Here is a 14849-nt window from a genome sequence, read left to right on the forward strand (position 1 = left end):
AAGCGGAATACGGGGAGGCAGGCGCGGCCTTCAACGCTTGCCGAGTTTGTCCAGGCGGTCCAGCAGGTTCACCCAGAATGCAGCCGGCAGATCGGCCGCCAGCGGCACCGCAAAATGCCACTCATTGGCGAAGACCTTGCACTTGACCGCGTCCTTCTCGGTCATCAGCACCGGCAGCTCGCTACCAAAGCGCAGGTCCGATACCTGGTAGGCGTGGTGGTCGGGGAAGGCATGCGGCACCACACCGATGCCATGCGCGCGCAGCATGTCGAAGAAGCGCTGCGGGTGGGCGATGCCGGCCACCGCGTGCACGCGCTGACCGCGGAAATGCGCCAGCGTGCGCGCGCGACCACCGCTGAGCGGCTGGGCGCTGTCGATGTGCAGCTGCATCGGCCATTCGCCGAAGCCGCAGGCCGGCTGCGCAGCGATGCCGTCGCTGGCCTGGCCCATGTTGACCACGCGGAAATCGCAGTCCTGGGCGCGGCTGGCGGGTTCGCGCAACGGCCCGGCCGGAATCAGGCGGCCATTGCCGTAGCGGCGCTGGGCGTCGACCACTTCGATTTCGATATCGCGTGCCAGCCGATAGTGCTGCAGGCCGTCATCGCAGACGATGACGTCGCAGCCGGCGTCGATCAACGCCTTGCCGGCCGCCACGCGGTCGGCATCCACGCGCACCGGCACGCCGGTTTTCCACGCGATCAGGACCGGCTCATCGCCACCCACGGCGGTCGCGGTGCCGGCGTCGACCCAGCGCGCCACGTCCGCTTCTTCACGCCCATAGCCGCGACTGGCCACGCCGGGTTTCCAGCCGGCCTCGCGCAGGCGGTTGACCAGCGCGATGGTCAACGGGGTCTTGCCGGTGCCACCGGCGGTGACGTTGCCGACCACGATCACCGGCACCGGCAATGCCTGCTGCTTCAGCCAGCGCCGCCGGTACGCCAGCCGGCGCAGCGCGATCGCGATGCCATACACCGGTGCCAGCAGGCGTGCCGGAAACGGGATGGTGCTGCCGTCGTACCAGTACGACGGCGTGCGGGTGCCCTTGGCGGCCATCAAGGCTGCCTTTCGCGGAACTGCATCTTGTGCAGGTGCTCATAGAGGCCGCCCAGCGCCAGCAACTCCTCATGGGTGCCGCGCTCGACGATGCGGCCATGGTCCATCACCAGCACCTGGTCGGCGTGCTCGATGGTGGACAGGCGGTGGGCGATGACCAGCGTGGTGCGCTCGGGCATCAGGCGCTGCAGCGCGTCCTGCACCAGTCGCTCGGACTCGTTGTCCAGTGCGGCGGTGGCCTCGTCCAGGATCAGGATCGGCGCGTCGCGCAGGATCGCCCGGGCGATCGCCAGGCGCTGGCGCTGGCCGCCGGACAGCAGCGCCCCGTTCTCGCCGACCGGGGTCTGCAGCTGCTGGGGCATGCGCTCGATGAACTCCCATGCATTGGCCGCCTCGGCGGCCGCACGGATCTGTTCGTCGCTGGCATCCATGCCGTAGGCGATATTGGCACCCACCGAGTCGTCGAACAGGATGACCTTCTGCCCCACCATGGCCACCTGCCGGCGCAGGTCGGCCAACGGGTAGTCATCCAGGGGCACGCCGTCCAGGGTGATGCGACCGCCGCTGGGTTCGTAGAAGCGCGGCACCAGCCGGATCAGGCTGGTCTTGCCGCTGCCGGAACGGCCGACGATGGCCGTGACCGTACCAGGCCTGGCCACGAAACTGATGTCGTCCAGGGCCACGCCGGTGTCTTCGCGATACCGCAGCATCACGTGTTCGAAGCTGAGTTCGCCACGCGCGCGGCCGATCTTTTTCTGCCCCTGGTCGCGCTCGACCGGCATGTCCAGGATCGAGAACAGGCGCTCGGCGGCAGAGACGCCACGCGCGATCGAGGACTGCACGCTGGTGAGGCGGCGCAGCGACGGAATGATCGCCGTCATCGAGATCATCAGGCCCATGAACTGGCCTGCGTTCAGGCGTCCGGCCAACGCCTCGCGGGTGGACACCCACACGATCACGGCGAGCGCGAGTGCGGCCAGGAACTGCACCACGCTGGAGGCCGCCGCACGGGTGGTCTCCACCTTCATGTTGAGGCCAAGCATGCGGTTGGCCAGCCGCGAGTAGCGCGAGATTTCATGCGCCTGGGTGCCGTGTACCTTCACTTCCTGCTGCGCGGCCAGCGACTGCTCGGCGGTCTGCGCCATGCTGCCCATGCCGTCCTGGATGCCGCGGCTGATGCGGCGGTAGCGCTTGCCCACGAAGGAGACGATGACGCCGATCAGCGGCACCACGACCAGCATCGCCACGGTCACCTTGACGCTCATCTGCAGCATCACCACCAGCATGGCGATGATGGTCAGGGTATCGGCGACCAGGGTCTTGAGCGCGTCGGCGCTGGCCTGGGTGACCTGCTCGGTATCGAAGTTCAGCCGGCTGACCATCACCGGGGTGGACTCGGTATCGAAATGCGACGACGGCAGATGCAGGTACTTTTCCAGCACCTGCTCGCGCAGGTCGCGGACTACGCTGCGCCCGGTGCGGGCCAGCGCGTAATCGCTGACGAAGGTCGCCGCGCTGCGCGCCACGAACAGGCCGAGGATGGTCAGCGGCAGGATCACCGCCATGCGCGGCTCGGGGTTGACGAAGCCGCGGTTGACCAGCGGCTCCATCAGCTTGCTGAAGTGGTACCCGGCCAGGGCCTCGACCACCATGCCGATGACCGCGGCCACCATGAAGGTCCAGTAGGCGTGGGTATAGCCGAGCAGGCGCTTGTAGATGGGCCAGACCGGGGCATGTTTCTTGTTCATGGACGCACCTCCGGCGCGGTAGCGATGGCGATGCGGCGGAAGCCGAGCTGACCCAGGGCATCCTGGGCGGTCACAACGGCCTGGTACGGGGTACGTGCGTCTGCGCGCAGCAGCACGGTCTGGTCACGATCGCTGCCGGCCACGGCGGCGATGGTCTGCTTGACCGATTCGACATCAGTGCGCAGCACTTCCTGGTCGTTGATGAAATAGCGCCCTTCGGCATTCACCAGCACGCTCAGCGAGCGCGGCGGCTCGGCGGTGTTCTGCTGGCTGGCGGTCGGCAGCTGCAACTGCAGCGTGGAGCGCGCGTCGAACGTGGTGGTAACCACGAAGAAGATGATCAGGACGAGGATCACGTCGATCAGGGGGACCAGATCGATATGCGGCTCGTCCTGGGCCCGGTCATTGCCGATACGCATCCGTCAGCCCTTGGCCGTGACGGGTGCCGCCGGGGCGGCAGCGGGGGCGCGGCCGGCGGGGTTCATCACCCCGGGGCGGCCGTCGAGCGCGTCCAGCAATGCGCTGGCTTCCTGCTCCATTTCGATGACGTAACCGCCGATGCGGCCCTTGAAATAGCGATGGAACATGAGCGCCGGAATCGCCACGATCATGCCGGTGGCCGTGCACACCAGCGCCTTGCCGATGCCGCCGGCCAGCTGGTTCACATCGCCCACGCCGTGGTCGAGGATGCCCAGGAACATCTGGATCATGCCCACCACCGTGCCGAGCAGGCCCAGCAACGGGCCAGCCGAGGCGATCGTGCCCAAGGCGTTCAGGAAACGCTCCATGCGGTGCACCAGGTGCCGACCGGCATCCTCGATGCGCTCGCGGATCTGGTCGCGCGGCCGGTTGCGCGCTTCCAGCGCGACGGCCAGCAGCGCGCCCAGCGGCGAGTTCGCCCGCAGCGACTGGATGTGGCTGGGATCGAGCTTGCCGCGTGCGGCCCAGTTGCGCACTTCCTGTCCCAGCCCCGGGGGCAGGACTTCGTTACGCCGCAAGGTCCAGAAACGCTCCAGGACTATCGCCAAAGCCAGTACGCCCAACAGCAGCAGCGGCACCATCGGCCAGCCACCGGCCTTGACCAGTTCCCACACGTTTCAACCCTCCGGCCCATCGGCCGCCTGTTTGACCGCCGATAGAATAGCAGCCGCCCGCCCCCGCTCCGCGGCATCCCACCAACGCGGCTGAAAAACCCGCTGTTCACGCACCTGCAGGCCTTCACGGCCCAGCCATGCGCGCACCGCGCCGCTGTCGGCGGTGTTCAGCACTTCGGCACCGCCGCCGCGCCAGCGCGCCACCACCTCGGCACGCGGATGGCCGAAGCGATTGCCGTGACCGGCCGACACGATCGCCAGCCTCGGCGCCACCGCCGCCACCCAGGCCGCGCTGGAGGAACCGGCACTGCCATGGTGCGGTACCACCACCAGTGCGGCACGCAGGGCACCTGGCTGGGTATCCAGGAGCTGCGCCTCGCTGGACGCGCCGATGTCGCCGGGCAACAGGATCACCCCATGAGCGGTACCGATGCGCAGCACGCAGCTGCTTTCGTTGCCGCGGTACCGGCCGCCCGGTGACGGGTGCAGGATCCGGAATTCAACCCCGTCCCACCGCCAGGCCTGCCCCGCCGCGCACGGCATGCCGATCCCTGCCCGCGCGCCTTCCGGCGCCAGCAACGGCGGGTGACCGAACGCCCGCTGCACCGCCGCAGCGCCACCGGCATGGTCGCGATCGCCATGGCTGAGCAGCAGCCGGTCCAACCGGCCTTCGCCGAGCGCGTGCAGGGTGGGCGCGACGACCCGCTCACCGGCGTCGAAGCCGCCGGCGCTGGCCGGCCCGGCGTCGTACAGCAGCCGGTGGTGGCGGGTGCGTATCCACACCGCCAGGCCCTGCCCCACATCCATCACCAGCAGCTCCACCTCGCCCACCCCGGGCCGCTGCGCCGCCGGCCACAGCAGCGGCAGGCACAGCAGCCCCGCCAGCAGCCGTCCGCCGCAGCCGCGCGGCAGCAGCAGCCAGCCGACCCCCAGCAGCGCCGCAAGCAACGCCCAGCGGTCGGCCTGCGGCACCCACCACAGGGCCAGTCCGCTGCGCGCGATATGCCCGAACAGCCACCAGCTGGCGTCGAAACACCCGGCTGCGAGCTGCCACGGCCAGCGGCCCGCGCCGTCCAGCATCGCCTCCAGCGCAGTGCCGATCAGCGCCAGCGGCACCACCACCAGGCTCCACCACGGGATCGCCAACAGATTCACCAACGGCCCCGCCCGCGACGCCTGGCCGAACAAGGCCACGCTCAACGGCAGCAGCGCCAGCGTGACCACGCCCTGCGCGCCGAGGAACGTGCGCAGCCAGTGCTGATCGCGCCCCGGCAGGCACCAGACCAGCCATAGCACGCCGGCGAAGCTGAGCCAGAAGCCGGGTGACAGCACCGCCAGCGGGTCCACCAGCAGCACGGCCAGCGCCGCCAGCGCCAGCGCCTGGCCAACCGTGGCGCGTCGTCGTGCGCAGCGTGCGGCGGCAACCACGGCAATCATCAACACCGTGCGCACCGTGGGCAGCGCGAATCCAGCCACCGCCGCATACAGCACCGCCCCCAGCACGGCGCCGATGACCGCCGCCAACGGTCGGGGCAGTCCTCGGCCCAGCGCCGGCCACAGACGCCAGCCAAGCGTGGCCAGCCATGCGGCGAAGCCGGCCACCAGGCCGACGTGAAAGCCGGAGATCGCCACCAGATGGGTGAGCCCAAGCGCGCGCAGATCGTCCCAGTCGGCCTGGGTGAGGCCCCGTGTATCACCGAGGGCCAGCGCCTGCACGAAGCGCGCGCCTTCACCGTGCACCTGCGTGGTGATCGAGGCCGCCATCCGCTCGCGCCACGCCGGCAGCCCGGTGGGCGGCCCCAGCGCACGAGCCCGCGCGGGTTCATGCACGCTGCCGCTGCCGGCCAGGCGCTGCAGCACGGCGTGCCGTTCGGCATCGAAGCCGCCGGGATTCAACAGCCCACGCGGCGGACGTAGACGCGCCTGCAGCGTCCAGCGTGCGCCGGCCCGGACCTGCCGACGTGGATCGGGAACACTGCCGGGCTGGCCGTGCCAGCTCAAGGCGAACGCTCGGCCGCGCACCCGCTCGGGAAGCGCCGGGTCATCCTCCACGCGGAACACGAAGCGGGTGCTGTGGGCAGCATGGACCGGTAGGTCGATCACCCGGCCGCGCAGCAGGTACTCGGCCTTCGCCGCACCGGCAGGCAGCTGCGCGGCCAGGGCAAGGTGCGCGTGCAGTGTCGCCCAGCCCAGCCCGCACAATGCAGCACCCAGGCAGCGCCATCGTCCGGGCCAGCACCACAGCACCAGCCCCGCGCCGACCACCACTGCGGCCGCCCAGCGCGGCAGCAGTTCCGGCGCGAACACGCTCGCGCAGACGCCCAGCAGCAGCCCTGCAGCGCACGACTTGCCGAACAGCACCGGCAGGCGACGCTGGCGGGAAATGCTGGCTGGCTGCACCGATCCCCATGTGGTCATGCCACCATGCTTGGCTGCGTGGCGTGGTCAAACCATCAGCCAGTCAACCAATGCGACGTCGGTGGAGTCCCCGATCAGCTCCAGAAATTGTGATCTCCATCAAATCTGAGTTTCACGCGCTGCAGACTGCATAAAGTGGTGCGGGATGTTTTCACGCCCACGGCGTTGCATCGAAACGGTTTCGCCGATAGTGTCCGTTCAGCCCCGACACCCTGTGTCGGCGATGCGTCACCCACGTGAACGGAGGTCTCCGTGCAGCTGAGCTGGTTGAAAAAGGAGTTTCACCTCAATCTGCGCATCCATCCGAGTGGTGTGCTGCTGGCCCTGCTGTATGCCCTCGCCTACTGGATCGCGCGGGGCACATCGGTGGACCAGTTCTATCTGCCTGCCGGCGTGCGCGTGGCTGCGCTGCTGCTGGTGCCGCCGCGCTTCTGGCCCTACCTGATCGCGGGCGAATACCTGTTCTTCGCCCAGGCGCGCTATCCGCTGATCGAAAAGTACGGCGTGGCGTGGGTAGTGATCGCATCCGCGGTACTGATGCCCACGGTGGCACTGATCGTGCATGCGCACCGCCGCCTGATGGCGTCCAACAACGAATCCTGGCTGCTGTCGGTTGCCGTGCTCGCGGCGATCTCGGTGTCCGCACTCAACCAGGGCCTGGCCTACCTGTTGATGCCCACGCTTCACGACGCGGTGTCCTGGACCGGCGTGGCGCGTTACGTGATCGGCGATTATCTAGGCATCCTGATCTTCGCGCCGCTGGCGTTGCTGTGGACCCGCCGGCACGTGTCCTATGTGGCCACCCGGGGCTGGGCGTTCGCACTGCCGGTATCGCTGGGCGCGATCGTCCTGCTCGGGCTGGCAGCGATGCGCCTGCCCGATGCCGACCCCATCGCCAAGCACAGCCTGCACATCGCGATGATGTTGCCGGCCATCGCGCTGACCTGCCTGTATGGCTGGCGCGGTGCGGCAGTCAGCGTGGTCACCTTGAACCTCACCCTCGGCCTGACCATGCAGAGCACCGGCCTGCCAGGGTCGTTCGATGACACCACCTTCATTTCCCAGCAGATCCTCGCCGTCACCGGCACTACCCTGCTGCTGCTCGGCTCGACGATTTCCCATCACTACCATCGCTTCACGCAGCGTGATCGGCTGGGCAACCACGCCCTGGACCTGGCCCGCATTTCGCACCTGACCAGCGAGCAGGACATGCGCGAACGCGCGCTGCACATGAAGCGGATCGGCGACGACATCGACACCTCCTTCAAGAAGGCGGTGGAATGGCTGAAGGAGCGCGGCCACCACGCGCCGGCCATGGACATGCTGCGCTCGAACGTGGCGCAGTCGCTGCTGCTCCGCGAACAGGTGAGCCTGGTCTATCCGACCGAGATCGAGTATTCCGGCCTGTACGTCGCCCTGCGCATGGGCGGTATATCCGAAGCCTGGATGGCCACCGACCGTGTGGCCCGCCCGCTGCTCGCCGGTGATCCGTGCCAGCTAAGCCTGGGGCTGCAGTTGGCCGCCTATCGCAGCCTGAGCGATGCGGTGGGCCTGCTGCTGAAGCAGGAGCGTGGCTACCTCCAGATCCGCAGCCGCTGCGGCAAGCGTGCCGGCACCCGCGGAATCGTCATGACCATTGCGCTGCTCGACCCCACCCGCCGACTCGGCAAAAGCACTGCCGCACAGGCACTGGAAGTGCTGGGCGGCAGGGTGTTGGCTTACGGCGGCACCGTGCAGTGCCGCCGTAACCGTATCCGCCTGACGTTGACCGAAATGCCGGTCGTTTACCGCGTGCCGTCCGGACTTTCCACCGACCACATCATGCCACCGGCGGTGTTGTAACCCACCAGCAGCATCTGCGGCTTGCGATAGACCACCGTGCGCTGCGCACCTGCGGGAATCTCCAGCAGGTGGCGTGGCAGGGAAACCCGATCGGCATCCACGCCGCCGGGCAGCGTCCAGAACTCCCGGTCGATGTTGCCGATGATCGCGCGCACATTGCCGTCGCGGTCATTGACCTGCAGGTACCACACACCGTCGCGCTTGAACTCGAATGCCTTCCACGCCGACACCTGGCTGACATCCAGCGCCAGCGGTGCCGATTCGCCGATTCCCTTGGACGCTATGGCGATGCCATGCGGGTCGGTGTTGCAGCACGTGCCAGCGGCCTGTGCATTCTGTGCCGACGCCAGGACGGGCGCGAACATTCCAGCCGCGAGGGTAATGACGGTAAGACGATGCAGCATCCTCATGATGCCTCCTGATAAGGGGTGAAGTTTCCTGACCACTTTCCAACTAGATGGAATCCCTGCCAATTGGCCCGCAGACGCTAGCACAAGATTCAGCGGCGGGCAGGTTTACCCAAGGCAACCCCTGGGCCCTGCGTGACGGAATCGGCACGCCGGGAAAATGACGGTTTCAACTCCGGGACGCCCGGAGATACCGCAGCGGCGTTTCAGCCGGCGTTGCCGGATATACGCCGTTGCATCGGAAGGATCGATCCAAACCGGCGCGTGCCGACCGGAATTGCCAGCGTGCCGAGGCACGATACTGTCGAGCCTGCGCCCGGCCAGGCCAACGGCCGATCAAACAGACAAGGAGAGGACAGGTGTCATTGCAGGGATTGAACCGCGCGTTCCCGCTGGACCTGCGCATTCCGCTGGGCGGTCCAATGCTGGCCAGCGCCTACGCGTTGGCCTATTGGGCCGCCCGCAGCATCTCGGTGGACCAGCTGTACTTGCCGGCCGGGTTGCGGGTGGCCGCGCTGCTCCTGCTTCGACCGCGCTGGTGGCCGTGGTTGATGCTTGGCGAATATGCCTTCTTCGGGATATCGCGTTATCCGATGATCGACCGGTATGGCATTGCCTGGGTGATCATCGCCTCGATGGTCCTGATGCCCACCGTCGCCGTGATCGTGCGCGCGCATCGCGTGTGGATGCGCTCGAGACGCGCCTGGCGCGGACCACCCACCTTGCAGGCGAACAGGATCGTCGCGAGCGCGCGCTGCGAATGACACGGATCGGCGAGGACATCGACACCTCGATCCATGCGGCCGCCGACTGGCTCCTGCGGCGCGGACACGCCACACCGGCGGCGGACATCCTGCGCCAGAACAGATGCAGTCCCGCCTGTTTCGCGAGCAGGTCAGCCTGGTCTATCCAACCGGCATCGGACACATATGCCGGCCGGGTACGATGCCGTCGCAACCGTCTGAGCGTGCTGCTGCTTGAGCCCTCGATACGGGCACGGGAGGGGCGGATGCGCCCTGGAGCACCGCATATTGCAGCCGGCCGACCCTCCCCGGCCGGCTGAACGAGCCGGGCAAAAAGGCAACAAAAAGGCCAGCACGATGGCTGGCCTTCTTCGTTTCCACCCGCACCTCGTTGGAGGCCGGAGTGGTGGGCGGTACAGGGTTCGAACCTGTGACCCCTACCATGTCAAGGTAGTGCTCTACCGCTGAGCTAACCGCCCGTTTCTTCCTTCTGCGTCGCCGCGAATGCGTCGGTGCAGGCCGCGTATATTACGGACGTCCCCCGGGAAGCGCAACACTTTTGTGAAGATATTTCACAATCGGTTGTTCAGCCGAGGCTGGCTTCCTTCAGCTGCCGGATCTGGTCGCGGACATGGGCCGCCGCCTCGAACTCCAGGTCGCGTGCGTGCTGGTACATCTTCTGCTCCAGCGCCTGCAGGCGCTTGGCGATCTGCGCCGGTTCGAGGGTGCGGTAGTCCACCGACTCCTCGGCAACACGGCCACCACGCCCCTTGCCGCCCTTGCCGCGTGCTTCCTTCTCGGCCGCCTCCGAGCGTGCGCCTTCGAGCACGTCGGTGATCGGGCGCAGCACCGATTTGGGCGTGATCCCGTGCAGTTCGTTGTATTCCACCTGCTTGGCACGGCGTCGGTCGGTCTCGTCGATCGCCGCCTGCATCGAGCGCGTCATCTTGTCGGCATACAGGATCGCCTTGCCGCGCAGGTTGCGGGCGGCGCGGCCGATGGTCTGGATCAGCGAGCCGGTCGAACGCAGGAAGCCTTCCTTGTCCGCATCCAGGATCGCCACCAGCGACACCTCGGGCATGTCCAGGCCTTCGCGCAGCAGGTTGATGCCCACCAGTACATCGAACTTGCCCAGGCGCAAGTCGCGGATGATTTCCACGCGCTCGACCGTGTCGATGTCCGAGTGCAGGTAACGCACGCGGATGCCGTGCTCGGTCAGGTATTCGGTGAGGTTCTCGGCCATGCGCTTGGTCAGCGTGGTGACCAGCACGCGGTCGCCCAGCTTGATGCGTTCGTTGACCTCGCTCATCAGGTCGTCAACCTGTGTGCCGACCGGACGGATCTCCACCACCGGATCGATAAGGCCGGTCGGGCGCACCACCAGCTCGGTGATTTCATCGCCGGCCTCGCGCAGCTCGTACGGACCGGGCGTTGCCGAGACATAGATGCTGCGCGGGCAGCGCGCCTCCCATTCCTCGAAACGCAGCGGGCGGTTGTCCAGCGCCGACGGCAGCCGGAACCCGAACTCGACCAGGGTTTCCTTGCGCGACCGGTCGCCCTTGAACATCGCGCCGATCTGCGGAATGGTCACGTGCGATTCGTCGATGACCAGCAGCGCGTCCGGCGGCAGGTAATCGAACAGCGTCGGGGGCGGCTCGCCCGGTGCCTTGCCGGTCAGGTGCCGCGAGTAATTCTCGATGCCGTTGCAGAAACCGACTTCGGCCATCATCTCCAGGTCGAACTGGGTGCGCTGCGCCAGGCGCTGCGCCTCGACCAGCTTGTTCTGTTCGTACAACTGCTCCAGCCGCGGGGTGAGCTCGGCCTTGATCGTCTCCACCGCGGCCAGCACGCGCTCGCGGGTGGTGGCGTAGTGGGTCTTGGGATACACGGTGTAGCGCATCAGCTTGCGCAGGCTCTCGCCGGTGAGCGGATCGAACATGCTGATCTGCTCGATCTCGCCATCGAACAGCTCGATGCGCACCGCCTCGCTGTCGGACTCGGCCGGGAACACGTCGATCACCTCGCCGCGCACCCGGAACGTGCCCCGTTGCAGCTCGTATTCGTTGCGGGTGAACTGCAGCTGGGTCAGGTGGTTGATCAGGTCGCGCTGGTCGATGCGCTCGCCGGTGGACAGGATCAGCCGCAGCGACAGGTAGTCTTCCGGGGCGCCCAGGCCGTAGATGGCCGAGACCGTGGCCACCACGATCGCATCCGGGCGCGACAGCAGGGTCTTGGTCGCGGCCAGGCGCATCTGTTCGATGTGCTCGTTGATCGAACTGTCCTTCTCGATGAAGGTGTCCGACGAAGGCACATAGGCTTCCGGCTGGTAGTAGTCGTAGTAACTGACGAAGTATTCGACCGCGTTGTGCGGGAAGAACGATTTGAATTCGCCGTACAGCTGCGCGGCCAGGGTCTTGTTCGGCGCCATGATCAGCGTCGGCTTCTGCACCTGCTGGATCACATTGGCGATGGTGTACGTCTTGCCCGAGCCGGTCACGCCGAGCAGGGTCTGCTTGGCCACGCCGGCCTCGAAATTGGCCGTCAGCTTCTCGATCGCCGCCGGCTGGTCGCCTGCCGGTGAATACGGGGATACAAGTTCGAACCGATCGCTCATGGTGCCGCCAAATCCCGGGCCCTCCAGTATAACGGGCGGGATGGTGACGGCTGGCTGAGGGGATGGCCTACGGGCACGCGGGACAGGCGCTGATAGGCACCGACGGACGGCCCGCGCAGGCTGGTTGCCCGCCCTGCCGGAGCGCTCCCCCATGCATCGATGCCGACCACGCCGCGCTCCGGCTGCGGGCGGCTGGACCCTGCTGGAGGTGGGCATCGCCACGGCGGTCCTGCTCATCCTGCTCTCAGTGGCCCTGCCCGCCACCCAGCGGCTGCTGGATCGCCAGCGCGCGGCCAGTGCACGGCATCTGCTCAGCAGCCACCTGGCGTTTGCCCGCCTCGCAGCGATCCAGCGCCGGGTCGACATCAGCATGTGCCCCAGCATCGACGGCGTGCGCTGCAGCGGCGACGCAGCGGGCTGGGGCCAGGGCTGGATCATCCGACCTACCTACGCCGACACGGCCATCGGCGATGCCGTGCTGCGACACCAACGCCTGCACTACCCGCGCGGCTGGGAGATCCACTCCAGCAGCGGCCGCCCCCATATCCGCTACCTGCCGGATGGGCGTGCATGGGGCACCAACCTTCAACTGAGAATCTGCAGCCACGGGGACCTGCGCGGACGCGTGGTGGTCAACAACAGTGGCCGGATCCGCTCGGAAACCCTGGACGAATCGGGCGGTTGCACGCCATGAACCACCCTCGGAGCACGGGCGCCACCGGTGCGCGGACACGAAAAAGCCGCGATTTCTCGCGGCTTTTCTGTATCTGGCGCCCGAAGTTGGACTCGAACCAACGACCCCCTGATTAACAGTCAAGTGCTCTAACCGGCTGAGCTATTCGGGCGGGGAGGCGCATTGTAAAGGCGCTTTTGCCGAAGGGCAACACTTTGCATGCCGATCATCGCGCGCCGTGACACCCCTCGCCCGCGCAGCGCTTACCAGCAGTTGCTCAAGGTACCGGTGGATGTCTTGCGGTTGGCCTGGTCGATGCTCAGCTCCCCGCAGCTGTCCTTTGTCTGCGCGCCCTGCGGGGTAGCGGTGATCTTGAAGGTGGACGGCGTCGTGTCCACCTTCAGGATGTAGTACGCCGTCCCGCCTTCGCGCGGCGATACCGTATACGGCAGCGCGTAGCCTGCATACGTGTTGGACGAAGAATGCTGTCGCTCCGCCCGCTGCGCATACTCGACCATGTCCGCCTTCACCGCGCCACGGCGGCTCTTGCGTACCTGTTCCAGATAGGACGGAATTGCGATGGCGCTGAGCACGGCGATGACGCCGATCACCAGCATCAGTTCGATCAGGGTAAAGCCAGCCACCATGGACGGGCCGCTGCGTAGGCGTTTCATGGTCATCGGATCCTGTTCTTTCATGGTCACTTCACCTGGCGCCAGGATTGGCGACCACAGGGGTACGGTGCGTACATCGGATCACCACCGGGCACGGTGACCACCATCCAGCACGAGTTTCCTCCGGGCGGGCCGGCGCCGGCGCCGCTGCGGAGGCGTGGGATCGCCGACACGCCGACGTCCTTCACCGGCGCGGTGCTATCGCCCTTCAGGCCGACTGCAGCGGTGCTCTTGCCGGGGCTGGTGCCACCGGGACTGCCGAACCGCATTTCCGACATGGCGCCGGCACCGGTCAGCGTTTCCAGGCCGAACAGCCAGTTCGACCCGCTGGTCGAACACCCGACCGTTTGCCGGTTGGGCACGTAGGTCGGCATGAACAGTACACCGCCGACGATGGTCGGGTTGCCGACGAAACGCTCGCCGGTGGTCGTTGGCAGGGCAATCGTCCAGCCGCGTACATTGGCCGGTGGCGCAGCAGCGGTGAGCGTGCGCTCATCGGCGCTGGTCTCCACCGAGTAAGCCTGCAGGTTGGAGGGGGTCAGGGTGGTGGCAGGTGCGCCACTGCTGGTGTCGTTGATGCCGTACAGCGCCTGCGGGGAAACGTCGGCCGGGTCATTGACGAAGGAGAAGCTGCCGGTGCCGAAGAACAGCATGACCCCGCCGCCCGCGCCCGTCGCGGCGGTAAGGCCGCCGGTGATCGGCTGGCGGTAGGTCGCACTGGTGGTGCCGGAGGTTTCCGAATGCGTGGCGGTGGTGAACACCGGCGTGGTCACCTTGCCGGTGGTGCTGCGCAGATCGAACTTCCACAGTGCGCCGCGCTGGTCGGCGGCGTACACCGTATCGGCGGCACCGTCGCGGCCGCGCGTGCCCTGGCTGGTGCCGCTCCAGCGATCCACGACCACCAGAGCGCCCAGGCCATTGCTGCCGGCAACGGTCGAGCTGGTTTCTTCGGCCTCGATCATCGACGTGCTGCCGGTGGCCATGTCCACGACGAACAGCACTGCCTTGCCACTCACGCTGCCATAGCCGTTGCCGAAGATCGCCTTCCACACCACGCTGTTGCCCGAGCGGACCGGCACGATCACCGGCTTGCCCAGCACATTGCCGATGTTGTTGCGCACATCCTGCGAGAGGCGCGTGTCGGAATCGTTGATTTCCCACAGCACGTTGCCGGTACCGAACCGGGTGGGATCGGTGACATCCAGCGCGAACACCGCGCGGCCACCGGCGCCGGCAGTGCCGACTACGGCGGTACGCCACTTGGTGCCATCGTACATGTCCGACACGGCCACCGGGCCATCGACAAAATACCGGTGCTGGAACTTCTGGTCGTTGGTGGTGGATTTATAGGGGAAGAGCAGGTTGCCCATGTGCCCCAGCGAAGTCGCCGGAATGTAGGCCAGGCGCTCGCGGCCACCGTCGCCTGTATCCTGGCTGCTGCCGTTCATGCCGCCATCGAAGCCATGGAACATGCCGTCGTTGGCCCCGACGTACACCATGTAATTCTGTTCCTTGACCTTGGTCGCCAGGTAATCGCCGTACGACGTCGCGAGCGTGCCGCCCAGCTGGCGGAAACCATAGTC

12 protein-coding genes and 2 tRNA genes are annotated in these 14849 nt (G+C 67.1%); 3 read left to right on the plus strand and 11 right to left on the minus strand.

Annotated features, from left to right (window positions below):
- Window positions 1–30 precede the first annotated feature (30 nt).
- The 5 genes from lpxK to RTO53_RS02695 are packed head-to-tail and all read right to left on the minus strand — an operon-like array spanning window position 31 to window position 6313.
- The gene (lpxK, locus tag RTO53_RS02675; protein WP_312236337.1) at window positions 31–1053 is read right to left on the minus strand and encodes a tetraacyldisaccharide 4'-kinase; all 1023 of its coding nucleotides are present in this window, start codon (window positions 1051–1053) and stop codon (window positions 31–33) included.
- Complete coding sequence (gene msbA, locus RTO53_RS02680; protein ID WP_312236338.1) at window positions 1053–2801, minus strand: lipid A export permease/ATP-binding protein MsbA; 1749 nt, start codon at window positions 2799–2801, stop codon at window positions 1053–1055. The genes lpxK and msbA overlap by 1 nt, the downstream gene beginning before the upstream one ends.
- Entirely contained in the window at window positions 2798–3220 is a 423-nt protein-coding gene (locus tag RTO53_RS02685) for a biopolymer transporter ExbD (protein WP_312236339.1), read from the minus strand. Before RTO53_RS02685 ends, msbA begins: the two co-directional genes overlap by 4 nt.
- Before the next feature lie 3 nt (window positions 3221–3223).
- On the minus strand, window positions 3224–3895 hold the full coding sequence (locus tag RTO53_RS02690; RefSeq protein ID WP_312236340.1) for a MotA/TolQ/ExbB proton channel family protein: 672 nt from the start codon (window positions 3893–3895) through the stop codon (window positions 3224–3226).
- A gap of 3 nt (window positions 3896–3898) precedes the next feature.
- The gene (locus RTO53_RS02695) at window positions 3899–6313 is read right to left on the minus strand and encodes a DNA internalization-related competence protein ComEC/Rec2 (RefSeq protein WP_312236341.1); all 2415 of its coding nucleotides are present in this window, start codon (window positions 6311–6313) and stop codon (window positions 3899–3901) included.
- Window positions 6314–6565: 252 nt separating this feature from the next.
- On the opposite strand from RTO53_RS02695, the gene RTO53_RS02700 reads away from it, so the two are divergent.
- The gene (locus tag RTO53_RS02700; RefSeq protein ID WP_312236342.1) at window positions 6566–8155 is read left to right on the plus strand and encodes an MASE1 domain-containing protein; all 1590 of its coding nucleotides are present in this window, start codon (window positions 6566–6568) and stop codon (window positions 8153–8155) included.
- Here RTO53_RS02700 and RTO53_RS02705 read toward each other — a convergent pair.
- The gene (locus RTO53_RS02705; protein ID WP_312236343.1) at window positions 8098–8520 is read right to left on the minus strand and encodes a hypothetical protein; all 423 of its coding nucleotides are present in this window, start codon (window positions 8518–8520) and stop codon (window positions 8098–8100) included. The genes RTO53_RS02700 and RTO53_RS02705 overlap by 58 nt on opposite strands.
- A gap of 401 nt (window positions 8521–8921) precedes the next feature.
- On the opposite strand from RTO53_RS02705, the gene RTO53_RS02710 reads away from it, so the two are divergent.
- Window positions 8922–9326: a hypothetical protein gene (locus tag RTO53_RS02710; RefSeq protein WP_312236344.1), complete on the plus strand. Its 405-nt coding sequence runs from the start codon at window positions 8922–8924 to the stop codon at window positions 9324–9326.
- Window positions 9327–9709: 383 nt separating this feature from the next.
- On the opposite strand, the gene RTO53_RS02715 is transcribed toward RTO53_RS02710, so the two are convergent.
- A tRNA-Val gene (locus tag RTO53_RS02715) sits at window positions 9710–9784 on the minus strand.
- A gap of 107 nt (window positions 9785–9891) precedes the next feature.
- Window positions 9892–11919, minus strand: a complete 2028-nt coding sequence (gene uvrB, locus RTO53_RS02720; protein WP_256776179.1) for an excinuclease ABC subunit UvrB — start codon at window positions 11917–11919, stop codon at window positions 9892–9894.
- A 151-nt stretch (window positions 11920–12070) separates the two neighbouring features.
- Between uvrB and RTO53_RS02725 the strand changes: the two genes are divergently transcribed.
- Window positions 12071–12613 (plus strand): GspH/FimT family pseudopilin, encoded by a 543-nt coding sequence (locus tag RTO53_RS02725; protein ID WP_312236345.1) that lies wholly within the window; start codon window positions 12071–12073, stop codon window positions 12611–12613.
- A 74-nt stretch (window positions 12614–12687) separates the two neighbouring features.
- Here RTO53_RS02725 and RTO53_RS02730 read toward each other — a convergent pair.
- The 3 genes from RTO53_RS02730 to RTO53_RS02740 all read right to left on the minus strand — a co-directional run.
- A tRNA-Asn gene (locus tag RTO53_RS02730) sits at window positions 12688–12764 on the minus strand.
- A 91-nt stretch (window positions 12765–12855) separates the two neighbouring features.
- On the minus strand, window positions 12856–13266 hold the full coding sequence (locus RTO53_RS02735) for a type IV pilin protein (RefSeq protein WP_312236346.1): 411 nt from the start codon (window positions 13264–13266) through the stop codon (window positions 12856–12858).
- 26 nt (window positions 13267–13292) lie between these two features.
- Window positions 13293–14849: PilC/PilY family type IV pilus protein (locus RTO53_RS02740; protein ID WP_312236347.1), on the minus strand; the 1557-nt coding region annotated here is incomplete at its 5' end.

The sequence above is a fragment of the Stenotrophomonas sp. genome (assembly GCF_031995405.1).
Taxonomy (GTDB): Bacteria; Pseudomonadota; Gammaproteobacteria; order Xanthomonadales; family Xanthomonadaceae; genus Stenotrophomonas.

Excerpts from the sequence above, each read along its gene's own strand:
- RTO53_RS02685 (WP_312236339.1), bottom strand. The coding sequence starts at position 3,220 with ATGCGTATCGGCAATGACCGGGCCCAGGACGAGCCGCATATCGATCTG.
- RTO53_RS02735 (WP_312236346.1), bottom strand. The coding sequence starts at position 13,266 with ATGAAACGCCTACGCAGCGGCCCGTCCATGGTGGCTGGCTTTACCCTG.
- RTO53_RS02705 (WP_312236343.1), bottom strand. The coding sequence starts at position 8,520 with ATGTTCGCGCCCGTCCTGGCGTCGGCACAGAATGCACAGGCCGCTGGC.
- RTO53_RS02695 (WP_312236341.1), bottom strand. The coding sequence starts at position 6,313 with ATGACCACATGGGGATCGGTGCAGCCAGCCAGCATTTCCCGCCAGCGT.
- msbA (WP_312236338.1), bottom strand. The coding sequence starts at position 2,801 with ATGAACAAGAAACATGCCCCGGTCTGGCCCATCTACAAGCGCCTGCTC.
- lpxK (WP_312236337.1), bottom strand. The coding sequence starts at position 1,053 with ATGGCCGCCAAGGGCACCCGCACGCCGTCGTACTGGTACGACGGCAGC.
- uvrB (WP_256776179.1), bottom strand. The coding sequence starts at position 11,919 with ATGAGCGATCGGTTCGAACTTGTATCCCCGTATTCACCGGCAGGCGAC.
- RTO53_RS02725 (WP_312236345.1), top strand. The coding sequence starts at position 12,071 with ATGCATCGATGCCGACCACGCCGCGCTCCGGCTGCGGGCGGCTGGACC.